At 39.9% G+C, this 24,902-nt stretch carries 20 protein-coding genes and 1 pseudogene; 11 read left to right on the top strand and 10 right to left on the bottom strand.

All coding sequences use genetic code 11. The features are described from left to right. Positions 1–24: 24 nt before the first annotated feature. Together JZO70_RS01155 and JZO70_RS01160 are read right to left on the bottom strand one after the other, a co-directional pair. Positions 25–1,071, bottom strand: a complete 1,047-nt coding sequence (locus JZO70_RS01155) for a hypothetical protein (RefSeq protein ID WP_207671690.1) — start codon at positions 1,069–1,071, stop codon at positions 25–27. 470 nt (positions 1,072–1,541) lie between these two features. After that, complete coding sequence (locus JZO70_RS01160; protein WP_207671691.1) at positions 1,542–1,760, bottom strand: helix-turn-helix domain-containing protein; 219 nt, start codon at positions 1,758–1,760, stop codon at positions 1,542–1,544. 97 nt (positions 1,761–1,857) lie between these two features. Between JZO70_RS01160 and JZO70_RS01165 the strand changes: the two genes are divergently transcribed. Next, positions 1,858–2,175: a hypothetical protein gene (locus JZO70_RS01165; RefSeq protein ID WP_207671692.1), complete on the top strand. Its 318-nt coding sequence runs from the start codon at positions 1,858–1,860 to the stop codon at positions 2,173–2,175. Positions 2,176–2,671: 496 nt separating this feature from the next. Here the strand turns inward: JZO70_RS01165 and JZO70_RS01170 are convergent, their stop codons facing one another. The 6 genes from JZO70_RS01170 to JZO70_RS01195 all read right to left on the bottom strand — a co-directional run bounded on the left by JZO70_RS01170 (position 2,672) and on the right by JZO70_RS01195 (position 11,040). Continuing rightward, on the bottom strand, positions 2,672–6,499 hold the full coding sequence (locus JZO70_RS01170) for an albumin-binding GA domain-containing protein (protein WP_207671693.1): 3,828 nt from the start codon (positions 6,497–6,499) through the stop codon (positions 2,672–2,674). Between the two features lie 131 nt (positions 6,500–6,630). Continuing rightward, positions 6,631–7,623: a DUF4767 domain-containing protein gene (locus JZO70_RS01175; RefSeq protein ID WP_207671694.1), complete on the bottom strand. Its 993-nt coding sequence runs from the start codon at positions 7,621–7,623 to the stop codon at positions 6,631–6,633. A 22-nt stretch (positions 7,624–7,645) separates the two neighbouring features. Further along, entirely contained in the window at positions 7,646–8,308 is a 663-nt protein-coding gene (locus JZO70_RS01180; RefSeq protein ID WP_207671695.1) for a hypothetical protein, read from the bottom strand. A gap of 71 nt (positions 8,309–8,379) precedes the next feature. Continuing rightward, the gene (locus JZO70_RS01185; RefSeq protein WP_207671696.1) at positions 8,380–9,378 is read right to left on the bottom strand and encodes a helix-turn-helix transcriptional regulator; all 999 of its coding nucleotides are present in this window, start codon (positions 9,376–9,378) and stop codon (positions 8,380–8,382) included. Then, positions 9,353–9,964, bottom strand: coding sequence for a hypothetical protein (locus tag JZO70_RS01190; protein ID WP_242703706.1), 612 nt, complete (start codon positions 9,962–9,964; stop codon positions 9,353–9,355). The genes JZO70_RS01185 and JZO70_RS01190 overlap by 26 nt, the downstream gene beginning before the upstream one ends. A gap of 233 nt (positions 9,965–10,197) precedes the next feature. Then, on the bottom strand, positions 10,198–11,040 hold the full coding sequence (locus JZO70_RS01195) for an aldo/keto reductase (RefSeq protein WP_207671697.1): 843 nt from the start codon (positions 11,038–11,040) through the stop codon (positions 10,198–10,200). Positions 11,041–11,423: 383 nt separating this feature from the next. Here JZO70_RS01195 and JZO70_RS01200 point away from each other — a divergent pair, with 383 nt between their 5' ends. Genes JZO70_RS01200 through JZO70_RS01215 form a run of 4 tightly spaced genes read left to right on the top strand, consistent with a single transcriptional unit; the run spans position 11,424 to position 16,516 of the window. Next, entirely contained in the window at positions 11,424–12,083 is a 660-nt protein-coding gene (locus JZO70_RS01200) for a TetR/AcrR family transcriptional regulator (protein ID WP_207671698.1), read from the top strand. Between the two features lie 26 nt (positions 12,084–12,109). Continuing rightward, on the top strand, positions 12,110–14,458 hold the full coding sequence (locus JZO70_RS01205) for an ATP-binding cassette domain-containing protein (RefSeq protein WP_207671699.1): 2,349 nt from the start codon (positions 12,110–12,112) through the stop codon (positions 14,456–14,458). Positions 14,459–14,470: 12 nt separating this feature from the next. Then, on the top strand, positions 14,471–16,318 hold the full coding sequence (locus tag JZO70_RS01210; RefSeq protein ID WP_207671700.1) for an ABC transporter ATP-binding protein: 1,848 nt from the start codon (positions 14,471–14,473) through the stop codon (positions 16,316–16,318). A gap of 27 nt (positions 16,319–16,345) precedes the next feature. Continuing rightward, positions 16,346–16,516, top strand: coding sequence for a hypothetical protein (locus tag JZO70_RS01215; RefSeq protein WP_207671701.1), 171 nt, complete (start codon positions 16,346–16,348; stop codon positions 16,514–16,516). Positions 16,517–16,677: 161 nt separating this feature from the next. On the opposite strand, the gene JZO70_RS01220 is transcribed toward JZO70_RS01215, so the two are convergent. Both JZO70_RS01220 and relB read right to left on the bottom strand, forming a co-directional pair. Beyond that, positions 16,678–16,944 (bottom strand): type II toxin-antitoxin system RelE family toxin, encoded by a 267-nt coding sequence (locus JZO70_RS01220; RefSeq protein WP_207671702.1) that lies wholly within the window; start codon positions 16,942–16,944, stop codon positions 16,678–16,680. Next, positions 16,944–17,159 (bottom strand): type II toxin-antitoxin system RelB family antitoxin, encoded by a 216-nt coding sequence (gene relB / locus JZO70_RS01225; protein ID WP_207671703.1) that lies wholly within the window; start codon positions 17,157–17,159, stop codon positions 16,944–16,946. The genes JZO70_RS01220 and relB overlap by 1 nt, the downstream gene beginning before the upstream one ends. 149 nt (positions 17,160–17,308) lie before the next feature. Between relB and JZO70_RS01230 the strand changes: the two are divergent. The 6 genes and pseudogenes from JZO70_RS01230 to cas3 all read left to right on the top strand — a co-directional run. Then, positions 17,309–17,506 (top strand): annotated as a pseudogene (locus tag JZO70_RS01230) (ABC transporter ATP-binding protein); the annotation flags it as partial. Between the two features lie 579 nt (positions 17,507–18,085). Further along, the gene (gene cas6, locus JZO70_RS01235) at positions 18,086–18,832 is read left to right on the top strand and encodes a CRISPR-associated endoribonuclease Cas6 (RefSeq protein WP_207671704.1); all 747 of its coding nucleotides are present in this window, start codon (positions 18,086–18,088) and stop codon (positions 18,830–18,832) included. Next, entirely contained in the window at positions 18,822–20,342 is a 1,521-nt protein-coding gene (locus JZO70_RS01240) for a hypothetical protein (RefSeq protein WP_207671705.1), read from the top strand. Before cas6 ends, JZO70_RS01240 begins: the two co-directional genes overlap by 11 nt. A 54-nt stretch (positions 20,343–20,396) precedes the next feature. Further along, a complete protein-coding gene (gene cas7i / locus JZO70_RS01245) occupies positions 20,397–21,377 on the top strand; it encodes a type I-B CRISPR-associated protein Cas7/Cst2/DevR (protein WP_207671706.1) in 981 nt (326 codons plus the stop codon). A gap of 12 nt (positions 21,378–21,389) precedes the next feature. Next, complete coding sequence (cas5, locus tag JZO70_RS01250) at positions 21,390–22,208, top strand: CRISPR-associated protein Cas5 (RefSeq protein WP_207671707.1); 819 nt, start codon at positions 21,390–21,392, stop codon at positions 22,206–22,208. A gap of 12 nt (positions 22,209–22,220) precedes the next feature. Beyond that, positions 22,221–24,665, top strand: a complete 2,445-nt coding sequence (gene cas3, locus JZO70_RS01255) for a CRISPR-associated helicase Cas3' (protein WP_207671708.1) — start codon at positions 22,221–22,223, stop codon at positions 24,663–24,665. Positions 24,666–24,902 lie beyond the last annotated feature (237 nt).

Consider the following 24,902-nt stretch of genomic DNA (forward strand, 5'->3'; position numbering starts at 1 on the left):
TTTAGCGAAGCTGGAAGTGCCAGACTATTTCCGCTTCTTCCCCTTCTTCTTCTTGCTTTTGTTCCCGTTCTTTTTCTTGTTCCCATTCTTTTTGTTTTTCTGCGTTTTGCTGTTCTTGTCTGTTTTGGATCGATGCCCCTGCAGTGATTTAAGCAGCTCGGATTTCGTTTTTTTCTTAGACTGCTTCTCATCATCGGCTGCCTTTTCGTGATTCTTTTTCTCCGGCGGAACTGAGAGTTCTGACAGCTCTTGCTGCGTTAATTCGCCAGAGGAAGTGGATTTCTTCGCATCAGTGGTTTCCTCGTCCGCTTTAGTCATTGTTTTTTTAGTCGATTCAACCGTTTCCATTTCTTTTTCTGGTCGCACTTCTTCCGTTTCCTTTGGCTCGTACAACGGATCATCTTCTTTTCGGATATCGAAGGAGCGATGCTTCTCATCGATAGAATAATCCAGCCAGACTACTCGCGTAAATTGGCGCAGGCCATCCTTTTGGAAAATAGTCAGCTCTCCTAAAATATTTAAAATTGCATGAGCCTCCTGTGGTGACAGGTGGGTGACGACATTGCTGAGGTTCCAGTTGTGGAGCTTGCCGCTTTCCTCTGCAAAGGCTGCTTTCAAATTGTGCTTCTTGTCTACAGTTTGTTCTTTTGAGTGTAAAAGTGGAATCAATTTATCTATATGCAAACGATAATGCTCGTTAATTTTCGAACGTTCTTGAGGAGTTTTATATAAATGGGACAGTAATTTCTCCCAATCTTCATCAGTGAAATAAGGTTTGAAGTACACGCAAAGATGGCGCACGGAAGTCAGATTATCACCGTTTAAAAAACAATTGCGGATCAAATCTTCAGCAAGACCTGAAAAGTTTAGCGGACTAAATGCATTGCGAACTAAAACGGCCGCTGCGCATTGAATAAGATAGGACTCATTGGGATGATCTGAGAAAAAGTCCTCAAAACGTTGAGTTAAGCTATCTACACCCATTGTGAATACTTGCCTCTTTTGAAGCTTGATACTCCCCTTTTCTTTAGTCCCTACATTCGTTGCCGCTTTCATTTCTGCATTTGCCATCTTGATTTCTCCTCGCTCGTCAAATTATTCAATAACAGAGTACCCGAAAACTGCTAACGAGTGCAAGAGAATTTTTTGTTTTTATTTTTAATCGTGAAATAAAAAAATCGAAAAAGATTCTTTTTCTTTATTCTTTTTTAAAGAAAAAAATAAATTAAAATCACTGCGTTATTTTAATAGACATAAGAATAGGAAGGACTAGGACTTATGATAACCCTTTCGTTTTTTCAGAAAGAGTGCCAAATCCGCTAGATGAAATGGAATTACATTGGATTAGTTATAATGGCGAAAAAATTCCCTGAAAAATTACCGATATATTATTAAGAAATTATTAAGAGAGGGGTGAGATAAGGTTTTTCAATATAACAGTTTCTTATGAATTGACCGAAGAAGTTCGAATTAGTTAGCAGACTATGCGTTTTTTGCATATTGATTTTTATGCGAAAAACGCATAGAATGAAGACAGGAGTTTATTGCTTAGGATAAGGTCTTTTTTCATTTGTCAGATTAAGCAAGTAGTCCACACTAGTGGAATAATAATTGGCTAAGATTATCAAAGATTGACTAGGGATGTCCAACTTTCCTGTTTCATAACGGGAATATGTTGTTTGACTAACATTTAACTGCTTAGCTAATTGCTCTTGACTCAAATCAGCATCCTCGCGAAGATCGCGAATTCTATAATACATAAAATCACCTCAGGGCAATTTTATAGTATGCATTTTTCGCATAGGTGAATCTATGCGAAAAACGCATAAAAAGATTAATAATTAGGAGGCAACACTCATGAAAAGTGCAGGATCGAAGCAGCAAGGAAAAGTTCTGGTAAAAAAGAATCAACCTCTTAAAGCAATTTCTCAGCAGGATATCAATGAGTTGAAGGACCGTTTGGAGCAACTGGCTTCCTGGCAAGAGCCATTGAAACAAACGCTAGACTTTTTTGATAGCTCTAAGATGCCGTTGAATAAGAAAAAAATTATTAGAGAATTTCATGCTCAAGCTAAGGTGTTCCAAACTTTCTATGCTGATTTTTTGGTGAGTGTGGATGAGTTGGAGAGGCAGGTGGAGAAGATGGCTAGGGCTGAGAAGGTGAGAGGTGGTTAGGGTGGAAATGGAGATAGTTAGAAGTATTCAAAATTAACTTATTCCTCAGTAGTGGATTTTAGAGGATCATATAGTGTGATAATGTATATTCTTTCTTTTGTAATCTATCACCTCTCCAATGTATAAAAAGAGTTAAGATCTGAGTATTCAAACAAAGTAAAAACTCTTAGACGAAGTACCAAGGATTGGAAAAAAATACCAAGCATACGATGCTTACGTTTGCTGAAATGAATCTGAAAAAAATATCCACCTGCTATGGTGAACGGCAAAAGGCCTTTTATTTTTTCGCTCAAAACCCTAAGTGCATAAAAAATCGGGATCAAGTCGCCCTTGATTCCGATTTATCTATAGTCTGAATGCTTAGATTTTGAATGTCTAAGCATTTTTATTCTGAATTTGATCATAAAAATAAATCAGTTACAAGCTGTTGACTGGCAATCAACAACTTGTAACTGATCAGTGAAACTATTTATGGAGTGAATTTAGAAAACGTTGATTATTTAGCTTGACCAGCTAAGAATACAAAGTATAATTTTCCATCTGAACCAATGAAGTAAGAAACACTGTAGTGAGTGATTTCAAAATCTCTTAAGTTTGCGTCATGTCCTGGGCTATTTTTCCAAATATCAAATACCTTTTTAGCTAATGATTCACCAGAAAGATATCTCCAATCAGAAATACCTCCTGCAATATTTTCAATAATCCCGTTAAATGGTGATGTTCCACCATTAACATCTAAAACTGCTGTTGCCCAACCATTACCATTAGGTCTTATATGAGAGAATTTTGTTTCAATCTCTTTAGCTCGTAAATCTGCCGCTTTATCTAAAATTGAATTTGTATTAATAGTAGATACTCCAGATTCATCTCGATAATCATTTAACATTTGAGTAAATGTATCTTTAAATTGTTTTGCTTCTTGTTCACTATTAGCAACAGTTTGAGCATTAGGATCTTTCTTATTATTTTGCATTTCCATGAAAATTCTGAAGTCAGCCATGATTGCATTAATCTCTTCGATCGATGTTGCTCGATTTACTTGTGAAAGATATCCAACTCCATTCATTCCAAGGCCGGCTCTTTGAATTTCATCAAGCGCTTCTCGTTTTACTTCTTCCAAAGTTTTTTCTGTTTCAGGTTTATTTGCTTCATTTTGAGCATTTGCTGCGGTAACTGCTGTATTAACTTGAGAAACAGTTGTTGCTGCATTTACTTGGTTGATAAACTGGTTTTTCTCAGTTGTTGATAGATATTCCAATCCATTAATTTGAGTAATTGCATTTGTTTTAGCTTCAGCTAATTCTTTTGCAGCTTGTTCATCTTTGTCATTTTGATCAGAAAGGTCTTGAGCATTAGCTACGATTTGATTGACATCATTAACTGTAGTTGCTGCATTGACCTGATCAATAAAGCTTTGTTTTTGATCTTTTAGGTTAAGTGCTTCGATCGTTGTTAATGCTTGATCTTTAGCTTCTTGTAATTCTCTAGCAGTCTGTTCTTCTTGATCAACTCGATCATTTTCATCTGAAACTGCTTGAGCTTCTGCGACGATTTGATTGATTTGAGCGATTGTTGTAGCAGCGTTCAATCGGTTGATAAATTCATCTTTTCGATCTTTTAGATTCATTGAATTACAAGTTGAGGTTGCCTGAGTTCTAGCATTTGCTAACTCTTGAGCATCTTGATTGTTTTGATCTGATATAAGTTGAGCATCAGCTACGATTTCATCTACCTGCGTAACAGATGTTGCTGCATTGACTTGATCAATAAAACTTTGCTTTTGCTCTTTCAAATTCATACCTTCAAGTTGAGTTAACGCATTTTGCTTAGCTTCTGCTAATTCTCTAGCATCCTGTTCATCTTGATCATTAGCATCAGAAACATTTTGTGCTTCTGTTAATACTCGCTCAATAACCGAAACTGATTGGGCAGCATTTACTTGGTCAACGAAGCTTTGTTTTTGCTCTTTTAGATTTAACGTATCGAGTTTGGCTAATGCTTCGGTTTTTGCTTGAGCCAGCTCCTGTGCATCCTGTTCATCAGCATCATTTTGATCAGAAATGGCTTGGGCATTAGCAACAATTTGATTGACTTGTTCGACAGAGGTGGCTGCACTGACTTGCGTTTTGAACGAATTTAACTGGTCTTTCAAATTCATCCCTTCAAGTTTAGCAACAGCTTCTTCTTTTGCCTGAGCCAGCTTTCTAGCGTCTTCTTCTTTGGCGTTGTTTTCATCGGAAATGGCTTTCGCGTTAGCTACAATCGTATTCACTCGATCAATGGTTGAAGCATTTTCAACCTGATCAACAAATTGAGCTTTCTCATCATCTGACAAATTGAACAAAGCAATTTCTTCTTTGGCTTTGGTTTTCGCTGCTTGTAATTGGTCTTTTGCATCGTTCTCATCCGAAATGGCTGTTGCTTGGTTTACAATCTGAGTTACTTCATCAATTGTTGCAGCAGCTTCGACTTGAGAGATGAATGCTTGTTTTTCATCATCCGAAATATTCATTCCGTTGATTTGATCTTTTGCAGTTGTTTTAGCTGACGCTAAGTTTGCTAAATCATTTGCTTCATTTTGAGCAGCTTGTAAAGCTTGATTGACTGCTTCGACCGAAGTAGCATCATTGATTTGAGTTTGGTAAGCTGCTTTTGATTCGTCTGGTAAGGTCAGGCTTTCTAATTGAGCAAGCGCAGTTGTTTTCGCTTCTTGCAAGGCCTTCGCTGCTTGTTCTTCATCGTACTGAGCTTTCAATTCAGCATTTTTAGCTTGGGCTTCGGCAACCACACTATCAATTTCACCTTTAGATAGAGAAGAGTTGATTCTAGCAACATAGCCGTCAACCAATTCCTGTGTTAAGTATTCCAAAGGTTTTAACTGATTAATCGCATTTGCACGATCTACTTTTAATTCAATTGCTGCAATTTGCTGCTTCACATCTTCAATCTGAGCTTTTAGATCATCGACAACTTTTTGTTTTTCTGCAACAATTTGTTCTAGTTCAGCAATCGATTGCTGCGGACGATTTTGCTTCGCAGTTTCTAATTCAGCAATTTTGGCTACTTCTGCTGAAGTGTCGCAATTAGCTAACTCCGCTTGCTTAGCTGCTATTTGACCGTCAACAGCTGCAACTTGGTTTTGTTTCTCAGTTACGACTGCTTGGGCTTGGTTAACTTGATTGCTTGTGCCGTCGTAAGCAGCTTGTGCCGTTTGCAATGCAGCTTCTGCATTAGCTATTTGTTCAGCGTCACCAGTCTCTTGGATGGCATTGAGCGCAGCTTGAGCAGCGGTGACAGCAGCTTGCGCTTCCTGTTGTGTTGCCAAGGCAGCATCCAGGGTTCCTTGTGCTGTTGCTAGTTCTGCATCCGCAGCGGCTTTTTGTGTATTAAGTGTAGCAATCTCATTTTCGATAGTCGCTTTATTGGTTTCTTTTTCAGCAACTGTATTTTGCAACGCAGCAATTTCTGCATCGTAATCAATGTTTTCCTCAGCTTTAGCTGCATCCAGATTTTGTTGGGCAGTTGCCAATTCTTGTTCAGCAACGACTAATTTGGCTTCCAATTCTGCTAAAAGAGCTTTCAGCTTTTCCAGTTCTGTCTGATTATCAGGCTGCTCAGGAACAACCGGTTTTTCAGGATCGGTTGGTGTCGTTGGCTCAGTCGGCTTTTCAGGATTACTTGGTGTTTCTGGATTAACAGGTGTCTCTGGTGTTCCCGGATTAGTAGGACTGGTAGTTGAACCGGTAGTTGATCCATTGCCATTCGTAGTACCACCTGTATTTGGAACCTGTGGTCTAGCTGCTTGTGTACTTGATGAACCGTTTGATGCTGGTGCAGCAACTGTATTTTGCGGTGTGTCAGAAGCTTGACCTGCAACCGGTAGATCTGGATTTTGCTTCTGATCATCGGTAACTACCGTATCTCCGATTACGTTCCCTTGTGGATCGGTAACCGTTACGTGATTGCCATCCCAAGAGATCACGGTTCCAACTGGCAAGGTGTATTGTTCGCCATCTTTGAAGCCATTGTCATACAGTAATTGCATAGGGTCCTTAATATTTATCGCTAACCCAATGTTATAAACCGTATCTCCTTCAATCATCGTAAGCGACTTCTGACCCTCCGTGATTCGGCTAGCAATTTGTTCAACGGTATTAGGTACCCATGCAGCAGCATCCACTGATACGCTGTCCATCATCATACCGCCAAATAAAAGCGTGCCGAAGACCATTCCTTTGACTAACCACCCATGTTTTCCTTTGACCATTTTTGCTCGATATTTCTTTTCCGATGCAAAAACATTATTGAAAATACTACTTTTCATTTAGCTAACCCCCTATAAATTTATTGTGAAACTATTCTTAACTCATTAATTATAAAATATGACCTGTTCATAAAATGACCACTTATGAAATGGTCGAAAAAAGCCTAGCGAAAAATCGCTAAGCTTATAGTTTATCTTGGTACGACTACGTCTTTAGGTATACCGGTACTTCGTTTATTCAGGTCTTCGATCGTAAATGATTCCCACATAATTCGGACTGTGCCGTCAGCATTTGGTGTAAGAGTATATTCTTCAAAGCCCTTAGCTCCAGAATACTGCCTCAGCATAACGCTGCCATTGTCTAGAATAAGATAATTTCCTCCGTCAGATATGCCGGGGATATCCCCTTTGTTTACCAAATGACCTGATGCATCTGAAAAAGGGAGCTGTTCTCTTAATAGTAAACTTTTCGCTTCTTCATAACTTATAGGCGCAGCAGCTGCTTCAGGTTGCTCACTTATTTGGACGGGAGAATTATTGACAATTTGAGCAAAGCCATTTTTCAGGTCCTGATTTTCGGTGTCTTTAAACTTAGCAGCTCGGGTTTCATAGTAGCCGGTTAATTCGCAAATTAGGACGCGGGGTTCACCATTATAAAAGGCAAATAAATAGCAGTGCTTGCCCATACCAGGTTCTCCCGTATCAAAATCTGAATATACGGCGACTGCTTGATAGCCTTGCCCGCTTTCACCATCTTCTGACCAGCTCATTTCGGTTTGCTGCTCATTTACAAAGAAAGCGACTTCTCCTGAGAGTATATGATCGGGGACTTGAAAAACGTAGTGCTTCACACTATTGCCTTTTCCGTAGGCTCGATACTCTTGACCCATTGTCTGTCCCCAGCTTGCCATAAACTGATCCAGTTGTTGGGCTTTTTCTGGATTCCATAAAGTAGTTTGCACTGGTTCAGTGCTAGATTCTTGAGTTGTACTGCTTGAAGAGGACGTTACATTACTTGCTTGTCCCGTGTTTTCCTCTGTAGTGCTGCTTTCTGCAACCGCCTGACTGGAACTTGTTGAATGGTTCTCAGCTGTCTTTTGAGCTTCTTTTTTAGGGGAACAACCAGATAAAAAGACAGCGCCTAAAATAGTTAAATACATCATCTTCTTCTTAATTTTCATCATCTCCGTTTCAAGTGTGAGTGTGTTAGAATTTTTCAAATTGTGAAAGGCCGGTAACATTTTCGTTGAATAATAAATGAGGATTCTCGAAAGTGAGATGCCCATTTGGGTAAATATAGATACCTGTTGTTACCACGTTTTCGGGGCTGGTAAAGCGTATTTGAATATAATTAGCCGCAAACCCGGCATCTTGCTTAGCATAGTCATCGTAGTTGTCTACATAATGTGGAAAGCCTTCTAGGGTTTGTTTAACGCCATTTTCCGAAATTTGATACGTTCCGTTGCTTTCGAGAACTACACCATTGGTATCATTTTTGTCGGAGGACATTTTTAGCGAAAAGGTTCCGTCCTCTCTGAAGCTGATTTCAGAAATCTCATGATAGAAGGTCATGCCTTCAGCTAATGAATTGGAGTAGGTCCACTCACCAAGCAGTTTAGATTTGAAGTCATCTATCACTAGTTGGTAGTATTTTTCTGTAGAACTGGACTCTTGGGTAGCGCTGCTTATTTGCATACTAGATGATTCTTCGATATAAGAAGTACTGGATGAACTGCTTTCTTGAGTAGATGAAGAAGATGTAACACTAGTAGAACTACTTTCAACTGGTACTTCATTAGCTTCTTCTGTATTGCAGCCGGCAAGTACTAGAATGGCTAAAGCTAATGGGCAAATATATCGTTTTTTCATAGTGATCCTCCTTTAGGTTGTGTCATTTTCCAGATAAATCAAGTATACAAAAAGAAGTGATCATAATATGATCACTTCGGGGTTAATTCATAGCCATAATAATTTAAGGTACCAATCATATCCTGAATAATATAGTCCTTCACATGCTTCGGCGAAATGACTTTTACCATATCCCCTTGGCCCAGCAACCACATTTTCACACCGTAACCATCATTGGCCTGCACTTCAATCCGGAAGCTCCCGTCTTCATTTTCCTTGGTGATTTTTGAATCAGGAAAACGATCCAATACATAAACCGGGTCCCAGTAAAAATCCAGCACCAAAGTAATCGGATTTCCTAAAAAGGGGAGTTGGCCCGTTTGATTACGCAGCGCACCGCTTTCACAGCGGTCTTTATAAAGGGTCTTGTTTCGCGAGGAAACAATTCGCAGATTCACCATATTGTTAATTCGGAATTTATTCAAAGCAGCGAAATCCCGGTCATCCTGGGCTGTGTGAGAAGCAGACAGCATAAAGAAATACAAATCAGAAAAATGAATGGCATTAGGGATGCGCCGAAAGGTTCTCGTTTCTCCACACTTCGTATATTCAAATTCGATCATAGCGCCATTAGTGATAGCATCGCAAAGCAAAGTAATTCGATCGAGAATATCTATTTCCGGCACCCCATGATAATAGAGTTCTTCGTTGGCAATAAATTGCCGCAGCCTTTTCTTATCCTCTGATAGATCATGGAATTTATCGATAAATCGCGTCATTTCTTTAGTGTTGAAGGCTCGGCTGGCAAAAAGTATTTTTAGCACAGCCAGCAATTCATCATCACTCAGAAAATTATTCTTTAGATAATCCGGCAGCTGATAAGCTCCTTTTCCTTCGCGGCTCAAGGTGCCTAGATAAGGAAGGTAAGCAGGAGAGCTGCTGTTTTCTTCCAAAACTTCTTCGATAATAGCCATATCTCGTTGAATCGTGCTGCCTTGTTTTTGATATTCTTCCATTAATTCCTTCTTCGTCAAAGTGGTACCATTTAACAATTGGATAAATATTTTAAGAATTCTCTTTTGGCCATTCATTGCAATCCCCCTCGTAATAAAAAGAAGCTAAAAGCCGTTGCGTTTGCGAGCGGCTGTTTATCCAAGAAATCAAAAGACAGGAAATGATTTTATCAAAGATCCCATCGGTAACTGCACCCCAGTAGGCAGCAGTAATCATTTTTTTGCCCGAGGCTCGGAGGGAAAAGACAAGCAGGTCTGTCACCGATTTTTGCAGGCCGCCAAATCCACCATATAATAGTAAGCGAATCGGGGCACTTGCCAAGGAACCGATTAGAACCAGTAAGACTCCAGTTATAATTGCCTGGTAATAGGTAAATCCGTTTTTAGCACACAAATTCGCTGTGATGGCGATTACAACACTAACTAAACCAAAAGGCAAAGCCAGCGGACCATGAATAACTCCCAATAATAAATTAGTGCACAAGCCAGTAAGGATTCCATATCTCATTTTGAAATTCACAGAAATAAAAATTGTCCCTAACGCATCTAAAAAGAGAAAGGGAATATGCGTAAAAGTGACAATTGAACCCAGAATGACATTGAGACAGACAGCCATTGCGCATAGAATGAAAATTCTCAGCGAGTTCTGTTGTTTGATTACCAAAAAACCACCCCCTAGAACTTTAGTATACAATATTAAGTGTGCGTATTATGACTGTTTTCTTTCATGAAGCGTACTTTTGGGTATTTTACTTATTCGATTTCACATGATTTATTCCTATATTTTGAATAACATTTTGCTGCAAAAAGTAGCCTAATCATACTAGGTTTCCAATCAACAAAACTACAAAAGAAGCTGACAGCTGCTCAAATCTACTGCAGCTGTCAGCTTCTATTTTATCTTCTACTCATCGTCCCCTTCAAAAACTCTTCATCGTTGGGATCGCCGGAACCTCGTTGGTTTTTATCAATAGAAGCGATCATGGACATTTCTTCATCCGTCAAGCTGAAGTCAAAGACATTGATATTTTGTGCGATGCGTTCGGCGTGAACGGATTTAGGAATCACGATGATGTCTCGTTGCAAGTGCCAGCGCAGAATGACTTGGGCTACGGATTTGTCATGGGCTTCAGCGATTTTTACCAAAACAGGATCTTCTAACACATTGCTTTTTCCTTGGCCAAGCGGGCCCCAAGCTTCATGAGCGATATCCATACTCTTCAAGTATTCGTTCAATTCTTTATGTTGGAAATAAGGATGAGTTTCTACTTGATCGACAGCCGGTTTGATTTTGGCGGTGGTCATCAATTTTTCCATATGGGGTTTTTCGAAATTGGACACACCAATGGATTTGATCAGGCCGTCATTGTACAAGCTTTCCATCGCCCGCCATTTTTCATTGTAGCCTTCGCTAGGCCAATGAATTAAATAGAGATCCAAGTAGTCCGTTTGCAGCTTCTTCAAGGACTCATGGAAAGCGGTGATTGTTTCGTCGTAGGTAGTATTGTTGTTCCAGACTTTTGACGTAATGAATAATTCTTCTCGCGGCACATCACTTTCAGCCAGCGCTTCCCCAAGCCATTCTTCGTTGTGATAGATCGTTGCGGTATCAAAGTGACGATAGCCGACTTTCAATGCTTCTGCCACGGCTGACTTCAAGTCGCCGGCATCTTGAACCTTGAAAACACCTAGACCTAATTGCGGGATCGTTTGACCATTGTTTAGTTTCAACTGTTCCATTTGCGAAAACCTCCTATATAATTCGTTACATCTAAAAGTATAACGCAGCCACGGCTGTGCTGTAATCATTTAGCTTGAACCTTCTCAAATAAATTTCCCAACAGCTGAATCGAATAAAAGAATTCTTATCATGAGCGACGTGAATTGCTCGATCTTGCTTCAATTTTTAAGGAATCGTTAACAAACCTATTTGCGGGAAAACCGTACCATCATTGGATTAGCAGCTCTTTTTCCACTTGCATAAGACAAGAATGAAAGACAGTAAAACTTTTTCTGAAATTACCAAACAAAGTACTTGTATTCGTTAGTAAAAGGCGTATAATGACAAGTTGTCACATGACAGAGTGTCATCGGAAATTATTTATAAGTTAGGGGGTAAGATTATGCCTAAAGAAACCTTTTATCATTTGGCGGAAGATAAAAAGCAGCGAATCATGGATGCCGCCAAAAAAGAGTTTTCTAGAGTGCCATTAGGGGACGCTTCGATTGCCCGAATCATCAAGGATGCAGAGATTCCTAGAGGCAGCTTCTATCAGTACTTTGAAGACAAAGAGGATTTGTATTTCTACTATTTTCAAAGTATGCGGCGGAATTTTCAACAGGAATTGAACTTGGCGATTGAACAAGCAAACGGAGACCTGTTTGAAGGCTTTGAGTTTTATTTTTCAAAAATGGTCAGGGAAGTATTGCAGGGAACGAACGCCGCGTTTTATAAAAATCTGTTTATCAGTATGGATTATCGTTCGTTTCATAAAGTTGCGCCCCATTTTGGGAAAAGGCCCCAGGCGCCATGTCCGCCAGATCAGCAGCATAAAGAAGATCTGCAGGAATTTTACGATCGAGTGGATCTATCGCTATTGAAGGTAGCCGATCAGAAAGAGCTGCAGCTTTTGGTGAAAATGCTGATGCACACGGTGTTCTCGACGATTGCCGAGGGCTATCGCCACATGCAGGAAAACGACGACCACTCAATTGATGAGGTCATGGCAGAGTTTACTTTGAAATTAAATTGGCTGAAAAACGGCGCCACAAAAAGCCGGTAAACAAATAGACAAGGAAGGTAACAAACGTGAAACTATTTAAATATTTACGCAAATATTGGTATGCCATCCTCGCGGCGCTGATTCTCTTAGTTGTTCAGGCCCATAGCGAGTTGACATTGCCAAGCATTACATCCGATATCGTGGATGTCGGGATTCAACAAGGGGGCTTGGAAACAGCTACCCCAGAGAGTATTCGGGAATCTACTCTTTCAGCCATCGAGCTCTTCATGACCGATGATGAAAAAGATACGATTAAAGAAAACTACAAAAAAACCACCGAAACAGTCGACGGAAAAGACGTGACTGTTTATGAATTGCAGCATAAAAGCGAAGCAAACAAAGAAAAGTTAGCTAAAATCTTTGAACTGCCAATGTTTATGCTGGCTACCTCTCAATCCAAAGAATCAAAAGATGGAGCGGCAGCGAAAGAAATTTTAGATGAGTATAAGCAATTAGGCACCGAGGGCCAGCAAGCCCAAGAATTAGGCAAAGAAGCCCAAGAAGCAGGAGCCGCAGCACAAGCGGCAGCAGCCTCTGGTGATTTAGCTACCGCGCAAGAAAAAGGTGCGGAAGCGACTCAAAAAGGCGAACAAGCCCAATCGATCGGGGATTCGATTAAGCAAACGCAAAACGAATTACCTGAAAAAGTTGAAGCTGCTCGTAAAGAAACCAAAGAAGGCTTAGGGGATGTCGGTCAAGATTCCATGAAGACCGTCGGCATCCAATTAACCTTAGCTGAATACAAGGCACTAGATAAAGATACGAAACAAATTCAAATGGACTATATGTTCAAACGAGGAAGCGAAATGCTTGTTCTGACGTTGATCGCAGCCGTAGCAGCCATTTTAGTTGGCTTAATTGCTTCGCTGGTTTCTTCTTCAGTCGGTAAAAATTTGCGGGTGGGTCAATTTGACAAAATCCTGCAATTCTCAAATACGGAGATGGAGACTTTCTCGCCAGCATCCTTAATTACTCGCAGCACCAATGATATCCAACAAATTCAAATGGGATTAGTTATGACTATCCGACTAGTTTTATACGCACCAATTTTAGGAATCGGCGGTGTGTATGAAGTGTTTAAAACCGGTACCGGTATGGGCTGGATTATCGCATTAGCTGTCGGCTTAGTTTTACTGTTAGTGTTGACTCTATTAGGCTTTACCATGCCAAAATTCAAGAGTCTGCAAAAATTAGTCGATCGCGTGAACTTAGTTTCCCGTGAAATTATCACTGGTCTACCAGTTATTCGGGCCTTTTCTCGGGGAAAATACGAAGAAAACCGCTTCGATGTTGCCAATACTAACTTGATGAAAACCCAAATGTTTGTCAACCGCAGCATGTCCATCATGATGCCGATTATGATGCTCTTGATGAACGGAATTTCCGTCTTGATTGTCTGGGTTGGCGGTCACAATATTGACACTGGCCAATTGCAGGTTGGGGACATGATGGCCTTCATTACCTACACGATGCAAATTGTCATGGCCTTCATGATGCTGTCAATGGTTTCAATCATCCTGCCTCGTGCCAACGTATCAGCTGGTCGGGTGGATGAAGTGTTAGAAACCGAACCAAGCATCATCGATCCTGAACAACCACAGGACGATCATGATTTCAAAGGTCAAGTGAAATTCGAAGGTGTGACCTTCCGTTATCCAGATGCTGGTGAAGATGTGCTGCATCATATCAACTTCACAGCCAATCCGGGAGAAACCACGGCCTTAATCGGGTCAACTGGTTCTGGGAAATCCACCGTGGTGAACTTGATTCCGCGACTGTTTGATGTAAGCAGCGGCCGCATCACGATTGATGGTGTGGACATTCGCCAAATGAGCTTGCACAAGCTGCATGACCTGATCGGTTTTGTTCCGCAAAAAGGTGTGCTGTTCTCTGGAAACATTGAATCAAATATCAAATTCGGGAACGTCGAAGGCATTTCCGATGAACAAATGAAAAAAGCCGCGCAAATTGCTCAGGCGGAAGAATTTATTGACGGCAATGAATTAGGCTACGAACGGGAGATTTCCCAAGGCGGAACCAACGTCTCCGGGGGACAAAAACAACGCTTGTCCATCGCCAGAGCTTTAGCCAAAGATCCAAAGGTTTTGATCTTTGATGATTCACTGTCTGCCCTAGACAACAAGACCGACATTGCGTTGCGTCGTGCATTGGCTGAACGAGTTAAAGGCATTACACAAATCATTGTGGCCCAAAAGATTTCAACCATCCTTCATGCCGATAACATTATCGTGCTGAACGAAGGTCGAATCGTAGCACAAGGAACCCACGATGAACTGATGGAAACATCACCCGTTTACCAAGAAATCGCTTCTTCACAGTTGAGTAACGCCGAATTAGGCTTAGAAGCAGAATAGGAGGGGAAGAAAATGGCAGAAACAAAACAACAACGTCCGCAAGGCGGACATGGACCAATGGGCCGCGGAATGGGTCCTGGCGAAAAAGCCAAAGACTTTAAAGGCACCATTAAAAAACTAGTCTCTTATATGGCAAACTATAAGATCCCCGTCTTATTCGTGATGATCTTTGCGGCGGCATCGACTGTTTTTAATATTTGGGGACCAAAAATCTTATCTAAAGCAATCACTGAATTGTTCAATGGCTTGGTTGAAAAATATCAAGGCACTGGCGATATCAATTTTGATAAAATCGGACACATCCTGCTCTTCATGCTGGGACTTTACTTAGTCGCCTCCGTTTTCGGAATCATGCAAGGCTGGATCATGTCAACGATCACGCAAAAAATTACCTATCGCATGCGGAAAGAAATTTCTGAAAAAATCAACCGCATGCCAATGAACTACTTTGAAAGCCGGACAACCGGTGAAGTCCTATCCCGTATCACCAATGACGTGGATACCTTAGGACAATCACTGAACCAATCGATCACGCAGCTGATTACATCGACCTTCACGATTATCGGGGTTATTATCATGATGCTATCGATTTCGGTACAGATGACCGGTATTTCCGTTTTAATCATACCGATCTCGTTGGTTTTGATCACGATCGTTATTAAGTTCTCGCAAAAGCACTTTAAGACCCAACAAAAATACTTAGGTATGATTAATGGTCAAGTAGAAGAAACCGTCGGCGGCTACAACATTGTGCATCTCTTCAATGATGAAGAAAATGCCCTAGCCGAATTCAAAAAGCAAAATGACGTACTATTCAAATCCGCTTGGAAATCGCAATTCCTTTCTGGATTAATGCAACCAATTATGAACTTCGTTGGGAACTTAGGTTATGTAGCCGTAGCGATTATTGGTGGGATTTTAGCCTACAACGGTACCATCACAGTAGGGGATATCCAAGCCTTTATCCAATACGTCCGCAACCTGACCCAACCAATTGCTCAGCTGGCACAAGTATCCAACATGCTGCAATCCATGGCAGCTGCCGCTGAACGTGTATTTGAATTCTTAGGCGAGGACGAAGAAGCTCAAACCGTCGAAAACCCAGTCAAAATCGGCAAGGTCAACGGCGAAGTTGATTTCGAACACGTCAAATTCGGTTATACACCGGATAAGATTATTATCAATGACTTCAGCAGTCATGTGGAACCAGGCCAAACGGTCGCCATCGTTGGACCAACCGGTGCTGGTAAGACCACAATGGTGAAACTATTGATGCGCTTTTACGACGTCAATACCGGCGCCATCAAAATTGATGGTCACGACATTCGCGATTTCAACCGCGCAGATTTACGGGAAAACATCGGTATGGTACTCCAAGATACTTGGTTGTTCAAAGGCACCATCATGGACAATCTCCGTTACGGAAGACTAGATGCCACCGACGAAGAAGTTTACGCCGCAGCCAAAGCTGCTCACGTAAACCACTTCATCGAAACCTTACCTGGCGGTTACAATATGGAATTGAACGAAGAATCATCCAACATCTCGCAAGGACAAAAACAACTGCTGACGATTGCTCGCGCTATCTTAGCAGACAAACCAATCCTGATCTTGGATGAAGCAACCTCTTCTGTCGATACTCGAACTGAAGTATTAATCCAACAAGCCATGAACAACCTAATGGCCGGCCGGACCTCCTTTGTTATCGCTCACCGTCTATCTACGATTAAGGATGCAGATAAGATCCTTTATATGCAAGACGGCGATATCAAGGAACAAGGAACACACGAAGAACTACTAGCCAAAGGCGGCTATTACGCTGCACTGTATAATTCGCAGTTTGATGAGTTGGCGGGGTAGGGGATAGATAACGGGAACACCAGTGGGATGTTGAGAGACGTTCTGCTGGTGGTTTTTTGTGGTGGATTAACAGTCGTTTTTCTTCCTAACGTAATTAATCGAGAAAATCATTTGAATAATGGCATCAACGCAATGAATCAGGAGCTGAGCAAAAGGCAGATGAACTTCCAGGGGCCATCATTGCCTGTGGGGGAATAATTAATGAACACAAAGAAGCTAGTCTGATTTTTCGTCAAACTAGCTTACTTCATTTAGTAAAACTTATTCAAATACAGAACTTACACATCCGATAGATACTGTGGGAACTAATAGCAGAGACAGTCTAGAAAACTGTTACTTATCCAGTATGATAAAAGCTATTAACGCTTGTAAATATCATTTCGTTTACCGGTTTTAAGAACAAGCACGACAAATTCATTATCGATAATATCAACAATCATACGAAAACTCCCCACCCGATAACGCCAAAGTGTTTTCTTATCACCCTCAAGAGCTTTTCCCCATTGTCGAGGATTTTCGGTTCCTTCAATATGCGTGTCTAACCATTTAACTAACCGTTTTTGTATCAGGCTGTCTAACTTCTTAAATTCCTTATATGCTTTTTTATCGAAACTCCAAGTATACATTAGTCAGGAAATACCTCTTTCAATACGTCTTCCCGAGCAACACGTTCATTTTTTTCATTCAAAATGTTGATACCAGCTTCATAATCAAGAGTATCTTCAACCTGTTCCATAATTGCGTTACGCATAAATTCAGAAACACTTACTCCTTCAAATGCAGCCAGAGATTTCACTTTTTTATAATCTTCTTCAGGTATGCGGATTGTAGTAGTAGTCATAATGGTTCCACTCCTTATATATTCAATATAGATATTATAGCATGAGCGACTACGTTTGTATTCATATTGTGATACGGTCTAAAGTTTTCTTATACGTCCGCAACCTGACTCAACCAATCGCTCCGCTGGCGCAAGTATCCAACATGCTGCAAGCCATGAACAACCTAATGGCCGGCCGGACCTCCTTCGTTACCACTCACCGTCTATCGACCATTAAGGATGCCGATAAGATCCTTTACATGCAAGACGGCGATATCAAGGAACAAGGAACACACGAAGAACTGCTAGCCAAAGGCGGCTACTACGCTGCGCTGTATAACTCACAGTTTGATGAGTTGGCGGGGTAGGGGATAGTTAATGGGAACACCAGTGGAATGTCGTTAAGACGTTCTGCTGGTAGGTTTTTGTGATAGAGCAACCGCGGAATTTGATTTACTAATTTAAAATTGCATGCAAAACACCCCATCAGAAAAGTATTCTTTCTTTGATGGGGTATATTTTGGTTAGATCAAGTTACATCCAAAAATTTCCAGTTGCGGAAGAATAAATGTAGATTACATTGTTTTAGATTAATGGTAGGATTTGGAACGTAAATTTAATTATTTATACTTCACTTATTTTAGATTAACGTACACTTACTTGAATTATACCAAAGTGGATTCAGCAGCTCAAATTACTCGATATTAATCATAAATATAATTCGGCCTTGATATCCGAAAAGAGTTCGTTTAATATATTAATTGGACTAAGAAAGCGTTATCAATGTGTAGTTGGTAAGAAAAAGATATAAAAATAGGTATCTTTTCTGACAGACAGCAATTTTTATTAGAGAGTAAAGAAGACCAAAAGGAGTATAACAAAAGTAGTCTAATTAATAGTCTGTATGTAAGAAATATTTATCGAGTTCGAAAAAAGGAGGGAAAAAAGTGCGATTACAAATTATTTGTTCTTTAGAGAACGAAAGTATACCAATCAATTATCGTAAGAGTTGCTTAAGTCTAATTAAGACAGCGATTGAGAAACAAGATCAACGAAAATTCCATGAGTTCTTTGATCAAAACACACAAAAATATTATACATGGAGTGTCTACTTAAAAAATGCTGTGTTCGGTAAAGAGGAGATTCTCGTGCCCAACAAAGAACTGATCTTTAATTTTTCAACAGGTGATGCGGAAACGGCGGTACTTTTTCAAAATGCTTTTGCTAATCTTCTTGATGAAGAAGTTCCATTCGCTAGAAACAAAGTGACTGTTCAGTCTGTTATTCCTGTCAGTCAACCAATGATTCGGGGACAAGCAGCGATTTTTCGCACAGCAAGTCCTATCATCGCGAGAGAACATGATCGAGAAACGATGAAAGATTGGTTCCATTCAGTCAGTCAAAATGAAGCAGCTTTTTTAGAAACACTGAAAGCTAATACATTGTACAAATGGGAAGATTTTTATGGGGATAGTTTAAAACAAGATTTAGAAGCACTTGTCTTCAAGCCGATTAAAATGAAAAAGACAGTAGTTCAACATTACGAGAAATACATTGAGGCTAGTATTGGGACTTTTAGGCTAGAAGGGAAACCCTATTTGTTGAACTTATTCCTGAGTAGTGGCTGGAGCTCGTTATCGGGTTCGGGATTTGGAATGCTAGATTTAGTCGAGGAGGTAGCTCATGCAGATTAATATTTTGAAAAATGGTGAGTTGGTTCGCGATACGGGCATCCTTTATTTCTATCGAATGTTGCGGGAGATTGATGAGGACAATCGTATTCAGCCAAAGTTGCATCGTAACCACCTGAGCTTTGAGATGCCAGCAGAGTTCGACATGAAGAAAGCTCTTTTTACACAAATTGTGACTGAACTTTATCGTGCATTTGTCCGGGACCTAATAGTAGAAAAACTGTCAGATGATCTGCTGAATAAACTAGAAGTTGCTCCTAAAGAACATTTAATAGAACTTCTCGAGGCAGCAAAGGTTTCTCCGGATAAGATCAAGAAGATCGTTGCAAAGAGTCAAAAAATATACTTCCCTTATTTGCGAAACAGTGGAAAATTTGGCGCAAATGCGGGTACTGTTGCTAATTTCCATCAAAATTTAAAAGAGTTGCTTCAGCTTTTTCTCGATAGTTTGTTGAAACAACGGGAGCACCTGGAATTATATGGTGAAGGAAGTAACTGTTCCGTTTGCCAAGAAAATACCGCACCGCTTTATGATATCACCCATAAATATGCCATCGAAACTATTGAGAAAATGAAACCAAATAAAAGAATAGTCCGAACTGATTCAAAGTATTTGTATACCTTTAAAGGTAGCGAAAACAATACGTTTTCAAACTATGGCCGGGTGAATCAATATTCATCCGTCTGCTTTGAATGCGAGTTTTTCAATTTGCTATTTTTACTTTATGTGAAAGTGGAAAAGCCGCAATATTTAGTCATGACAGACAGCCTGGAGATCACTTACCTTCTGCAACGTAAAATTCAAATGAAGAAAAATGTTTATACTACACAAGCATTTTATTATCAGGTTGCGGGTCTTGGGAGGTCGTCAAAAGTTCGATTGTATCGAATTACAACAGATGCCAATCAAGGCATTCTCTTACAAACAGAAGAGATTATTGAGTATGAGCGCTTAAAAGTCCAACTGATTTTAATGGATTTAGTGGATAAATTCAGCTTTCCAGATCAATTGAAAAATAGGAATGAGCTAATCAACCAACTAAAAAAACATATTTTGAATGACAATTATGATGGCGCTTACCGCTTGCTATTGGATAATATCGGAATCGATGATGAGACACGTCTCGCACACAACTATAAGCTGTTGGGAAATTTTATTACTGAGACAATGAATAGCTTAGAAATAAGGAGGAAAGAAACAATGATGAATGAAATGAAAAATCGTGGGAAGATATACTGGCACTTTGGCAATAGTTTCTCACGAATAGAAAATAAGAAAAATTTAGGTTTCCGCTTAACTCAATTACTAAGAAGCGATAATCGTACCAGAATGCATGAAGATTTGCTACATCTCTATTTTACCACCACAGAAAAAGGGAATGATGAAAGCTTCAGTAACTTTCCGAATTGGTTAGCGGAAGATATTCTTTGTTCTTCTACTAAGGAATACCATTATTATGTAGGACAAATTATTCAGGGATTACTTACAGTAAAAAAAGAAAATAAAATTTAGAAACTGAAATACTGAAGGATACATTTAAAATGAAGAATATGGAGGAGTTTAAACATGCAAAAAATTTCTTGTATCACGCTAACCGTTTTGACAGAGAGTCCAATTGCCCTATCGAATGACCAAGGTTTTGGAAACTACACGCCAATAAAAAAATTCTATTTTAAGGATGGCATTCATGCGATGACATCGGTAGCTACTTTTACTTATGAGTTGCGGAAATGTCTATTTGAAAATTTTGGGTGGAAATTAAATGATCTGACAATTAAGTCGAGCAACTCCTATTTCAATAATGTTGAAGATTTGACAGAAAAAAATTTAGAGGCTGATGTCTTTGGTTTTTTGTTACCAAATGATGGTGTCTCCAAGACATCACCGTTGAGAGTGATTCCTTTCGTTTCAGCGACAACCTACAGAGGAGATACACAGCTAATAACAAATCGAGGCTTCCTAAATTTGGATTTAGAACGGAATCGATTTAATGAAAAGGGAGAAGAAATTCCTGATGAAGCAGTTCCCTCAACACAAGCCTTAGCAAATGAAGAAGTTTTCGGTGACTATTATGCTTATACGGTGACGATTGAATTGGATCGTATCGGCATGAGTGAAGTAGCAAAAGGAGGCGATGGGAAATATCATTATGTATCACCGTCCGAGCGCAACTACATGCCCGATGAGTTAAGGATTCAAGCGGTTCAAGATATCTTAAATGCACTGACTATCTTAACGCGCGACATTAAGCACCAACGTGTTTTATTGAAACCGCTAGCAGTTTTCGGAGGTGCTTTCGATAAAGTGATTCCTTATTTCTGGGATGCGGTTTGCTTAAATGAGGTGCAAGGAGAGACAGGATTGAAACTGGATTTATCAGTGATTGAAGAAGTAGAGGCGGCTTATCAATTACAGGGCACAATCAAAGCGGCAGATAAAAATCTGTTAGTGGATAAAGAAGCAATCTCAACTATGCCAGTTCAAGCAATCCAACAACTGGCAGAGCGCTTAACCATTAAAAATAATGATTGGTATCTAAAAGATTAGGAGCTGATAAAAATGACAAAGGCACTAAGGTTTCAACTTTATCAGCCAACTGCTCATTTTCGCGATTATCGATTTTCTCAGGATAATTATCTTGGGACATTACCATTACCGAGTCCAACGACCGTAATTGGGATGCTGGCTTATTTATGTGATGAACGGTTTGAAGAAGAATTGCAAGTGGCTATCTCAGGTGTGTCTGCTGCAAAAGAAACCCATTTTTTACGTGGAGAGATTGGTACTTTTTGGAAAGAATATCAGACTTTTTTAAAGCAAAAAAAACTAAAAGATTGGACGGATAGTAAAAATTATCGTCATTTCAAAGACAATATAGTTAAAAATCGAATCATGAATGTAGAAGTCTTACGGGAGCTAGAGTTGACGATTTTTGTGACTGGCAGTGAAGCAACACTCCAAAGAATTCATCAGCACTTATTACACCCACAGAGGTATCTTTCGTTGGGGCGAAAAGAGGACTTTGCTTTGTTAGGGAAAATTGATCGGAGTACCGACACAAATAAATTCGTGCCAGTAAAGCCTGTCCTTTTGGATGTGGAGATCAATCAAGGAATGCCGCTAATTGAATTGCTGCAGCAAAAAATCAAATTGGATAAATGCTATCTACCAGTTTCAGAGAATACTTCAGATAAAATTTTGGATGCCGGTCCGATATTCCGTTTGCCGCACACGTACCGCGATATCAAAGCCGAAAAAGTTGATCGTGAATACCAGGTAAAAACGTATGTCTATTTGGATGAAGGGCTGTATCCAGAGAATCAGGCATTAGCATATTGTAACTATCAAGAACAGAAGGAATATTTTGTATGGATGTGAGGTGATGGATAAGTGAAGAAACGATATTTACTAGCAAAATCGTCGACAAAAGTTACTGGAAAACTCAAAAATGGTCGGACTTTAGCCGAGCACACGCAGGATTTACTGAAATGCTACGATCAGATCATTACACCAGAGATTACGCTCTCGGAAAATAAGAAGTTGATGATTCGTCTGGGTTGTGTTTGGCATGACTTAGGAAAAATGAATAGTAAAATCCAAAACAACATCTACCGCAGCATGGCGAAAAATGCTGAAGAGGAAGATGAAAGGTTGGAGATTGAAGCTGCTTTGATCCCCTGCTCGAATCCGGAAAAAGAGGAAGTCAAACACAACTTGCTAAGTCCTGCTTTTTTCTACTCTGAATTGCAAAAAAGGACAGATCTTAGTTGGCAGGAAAAGCAGGTACTATTGAAGGCTGTGATGTACCATCATGGCAGTTTTGGTAAATATTATGATGTGCGACAGACAGCGGTGGAAGAGGCGATTTTTTATGATATCTATCAAGATATTTTGAGTCAAAAGGATTGTTTTGTTTTTGAAGATATTGAAGCAGTGCTGACGAATGAATTGTTAGCGAAGCTACCTAAAGATGTAACAGAGTTGAATTTTGAATATTATAAGGATTTTCAAAAGCCTTTTGATCTACTTGTACAGCAAAATGATACTAACTTAGCTGAAGACGAACCCTCATCGAAAAAAGAGAAATTCAACCAAATGTACATCGAAGTGAAAGGCTTCGTCAATTTGATGGATCATTTGGCATCCAGTCAAGAAGGTCAAGATTTCAAGTATTATTTTACCAGGGAGGAACAAGCTGAAACAGATCAAAAGCTGCTCTCGTTTATTCAACAACGAACTGGCGATGCGCAAGCTAAATTCAACGCATTACAAGAAGAAATTCTGCAGTTTGAAGACCAACCGCTGGTGGTAACCGAAGCCTTCACGAGTGCCGGGAAAACCGTTTGCTCGGATCGTTTGACGGCAGCGAAAAAGCTTTATCTCGTTCCCAATCGCATTAGCGCCATGAGTTTTTATCAAGAAGCGGTAGAAAAGTATGGTCAAAAAAATGTTGGGGTGCTACATGGAACGTTGCACCTTTATCAATCCAAAGCTGAAGAAGAAGCTTCTGAGATTTCATTATCGGCAAATGATATCGAATTGGCACGTAATTTTGCGAAACCTTACCTGCTAGCGACGGTGGATCAAATTGCCATGACTTTGTTCAAATATCCCGCCTACGAAAAAGTTCTAGCGGTGTTGAAGGATGCGCGGGTTTGCGTGGATGAAATTCATTTGTTAAGTCCAAGGATGTTCTTAGCCTTTGTCTACCTGATGGAGTATGCGATGAAGCATTTAGATACGCGCTTTCATCTAATGACTGCTACGCTGCCATCATCCTATAAAAAAAGACTAAACAATTTGCTTAAGTATGATGGGATTCACCAAGCAGATACGGTTAAACGTGGGGAGAAAACGATTCAGCTTTCTCTAAATCACGATTCATCTGAGATTGTAGCTATCAGTAAGCAAGCACTGAGTAACAATCAGCAAGTCCTAATTATTTTAAATGATGTGGATAGTGTGATTCGCTGCTATAAACAGTTAAAAGAGGCCTTGCCCGAGGACACAGCAATCCAGTGTATACATGGCCGCTTTAAAGAAAACGATTCGAAAGGTCTGTACAGTCGAATCACACGACAAGAAGGACAGATTTGGTTGACCACTCAAGTTGTCGAAATTGCTTTAGACATCGATTTTCCAATAGTCATTTCCGATTTAGCACCAATGGATTCACTTATTCAGCGGATGGGTCGTAATAATCGTCGGGGAAAACTAGAAAAGGGCGGTCTTTTCTATCTACTAAAACCCAAAGCTTACAGTGTGTATGACCAAGTTCTACTTGATGAGACAAACAAATTGCTAACAAAAGAGCAAAAGAATAGAAAGAAAAGCAAGAAAAAAGAAGTATGGCTGTTAGACATGGTCGATCGCAAAGACTTATTGACGAACTATTACGAACAAAAAAATGTTAATAAATTCTTTGACACAGAATTCCAGCAAGCAGAAAAAGAAATCCGTAAAATATTTGGCTTAACAAGTAAACAACCTTTAAACGGTGAAAAGCTTATTTTAGAAGAAGAGCCATATCAAAATATTGCCGACAGCAAGAAAGAAGCCGCAAAATATTTCAGAAACAGCGCAATGCAGATCAAGGTCTATTTGGAAGAAGACGTCCAAGCCGCTGAACAAACGGGCAAAGACATAACCGGTGAGGGGATCTCCATTTCTGGCAGAAGATATTACCAGCTATTGTCTAGAAACGCGATAGTCGAAAAAAGCTATCGAAAAGTCTTATTACAGGGCAGCTATATCTATGATTCCAAATTTGGATTAGAGTTCTTAACAAAGACGGTTGTACCAATCTCGGAAGTTTCTGAAGATGACGAGAACTGACATGTTAGAATGGAGTGGCAATTTTCAAGGTTCTCATTAATCTGTCGACCGTCAATAGTAGTGAAAATAGCCAGTTACGACAGATGGATGAAATCCTTATGTGGCAAGGGGGCATCAAATTTCCGATGTTATTTTTGGTTTGAAATCATGTGGATTTTGATAGATCGACAGAAATGGCCTTTGGAGCGTTGGTATAATAGGGATAAAATGATACGGGGGTCTTAATCTAAACATAGT

Origin of the sequence: Candidatus Enterococcus moelleringii, from assembly GCF_017377575.1 — a bacterium.
In the GTDB taxonomy this organism is placed as follows: domain Bacteria; phylum Bacillota; class Bacilli; order Lactobacillales; family Enterococcaceae; genus Enterococcus_A; species Enterococcus_A moelleringii.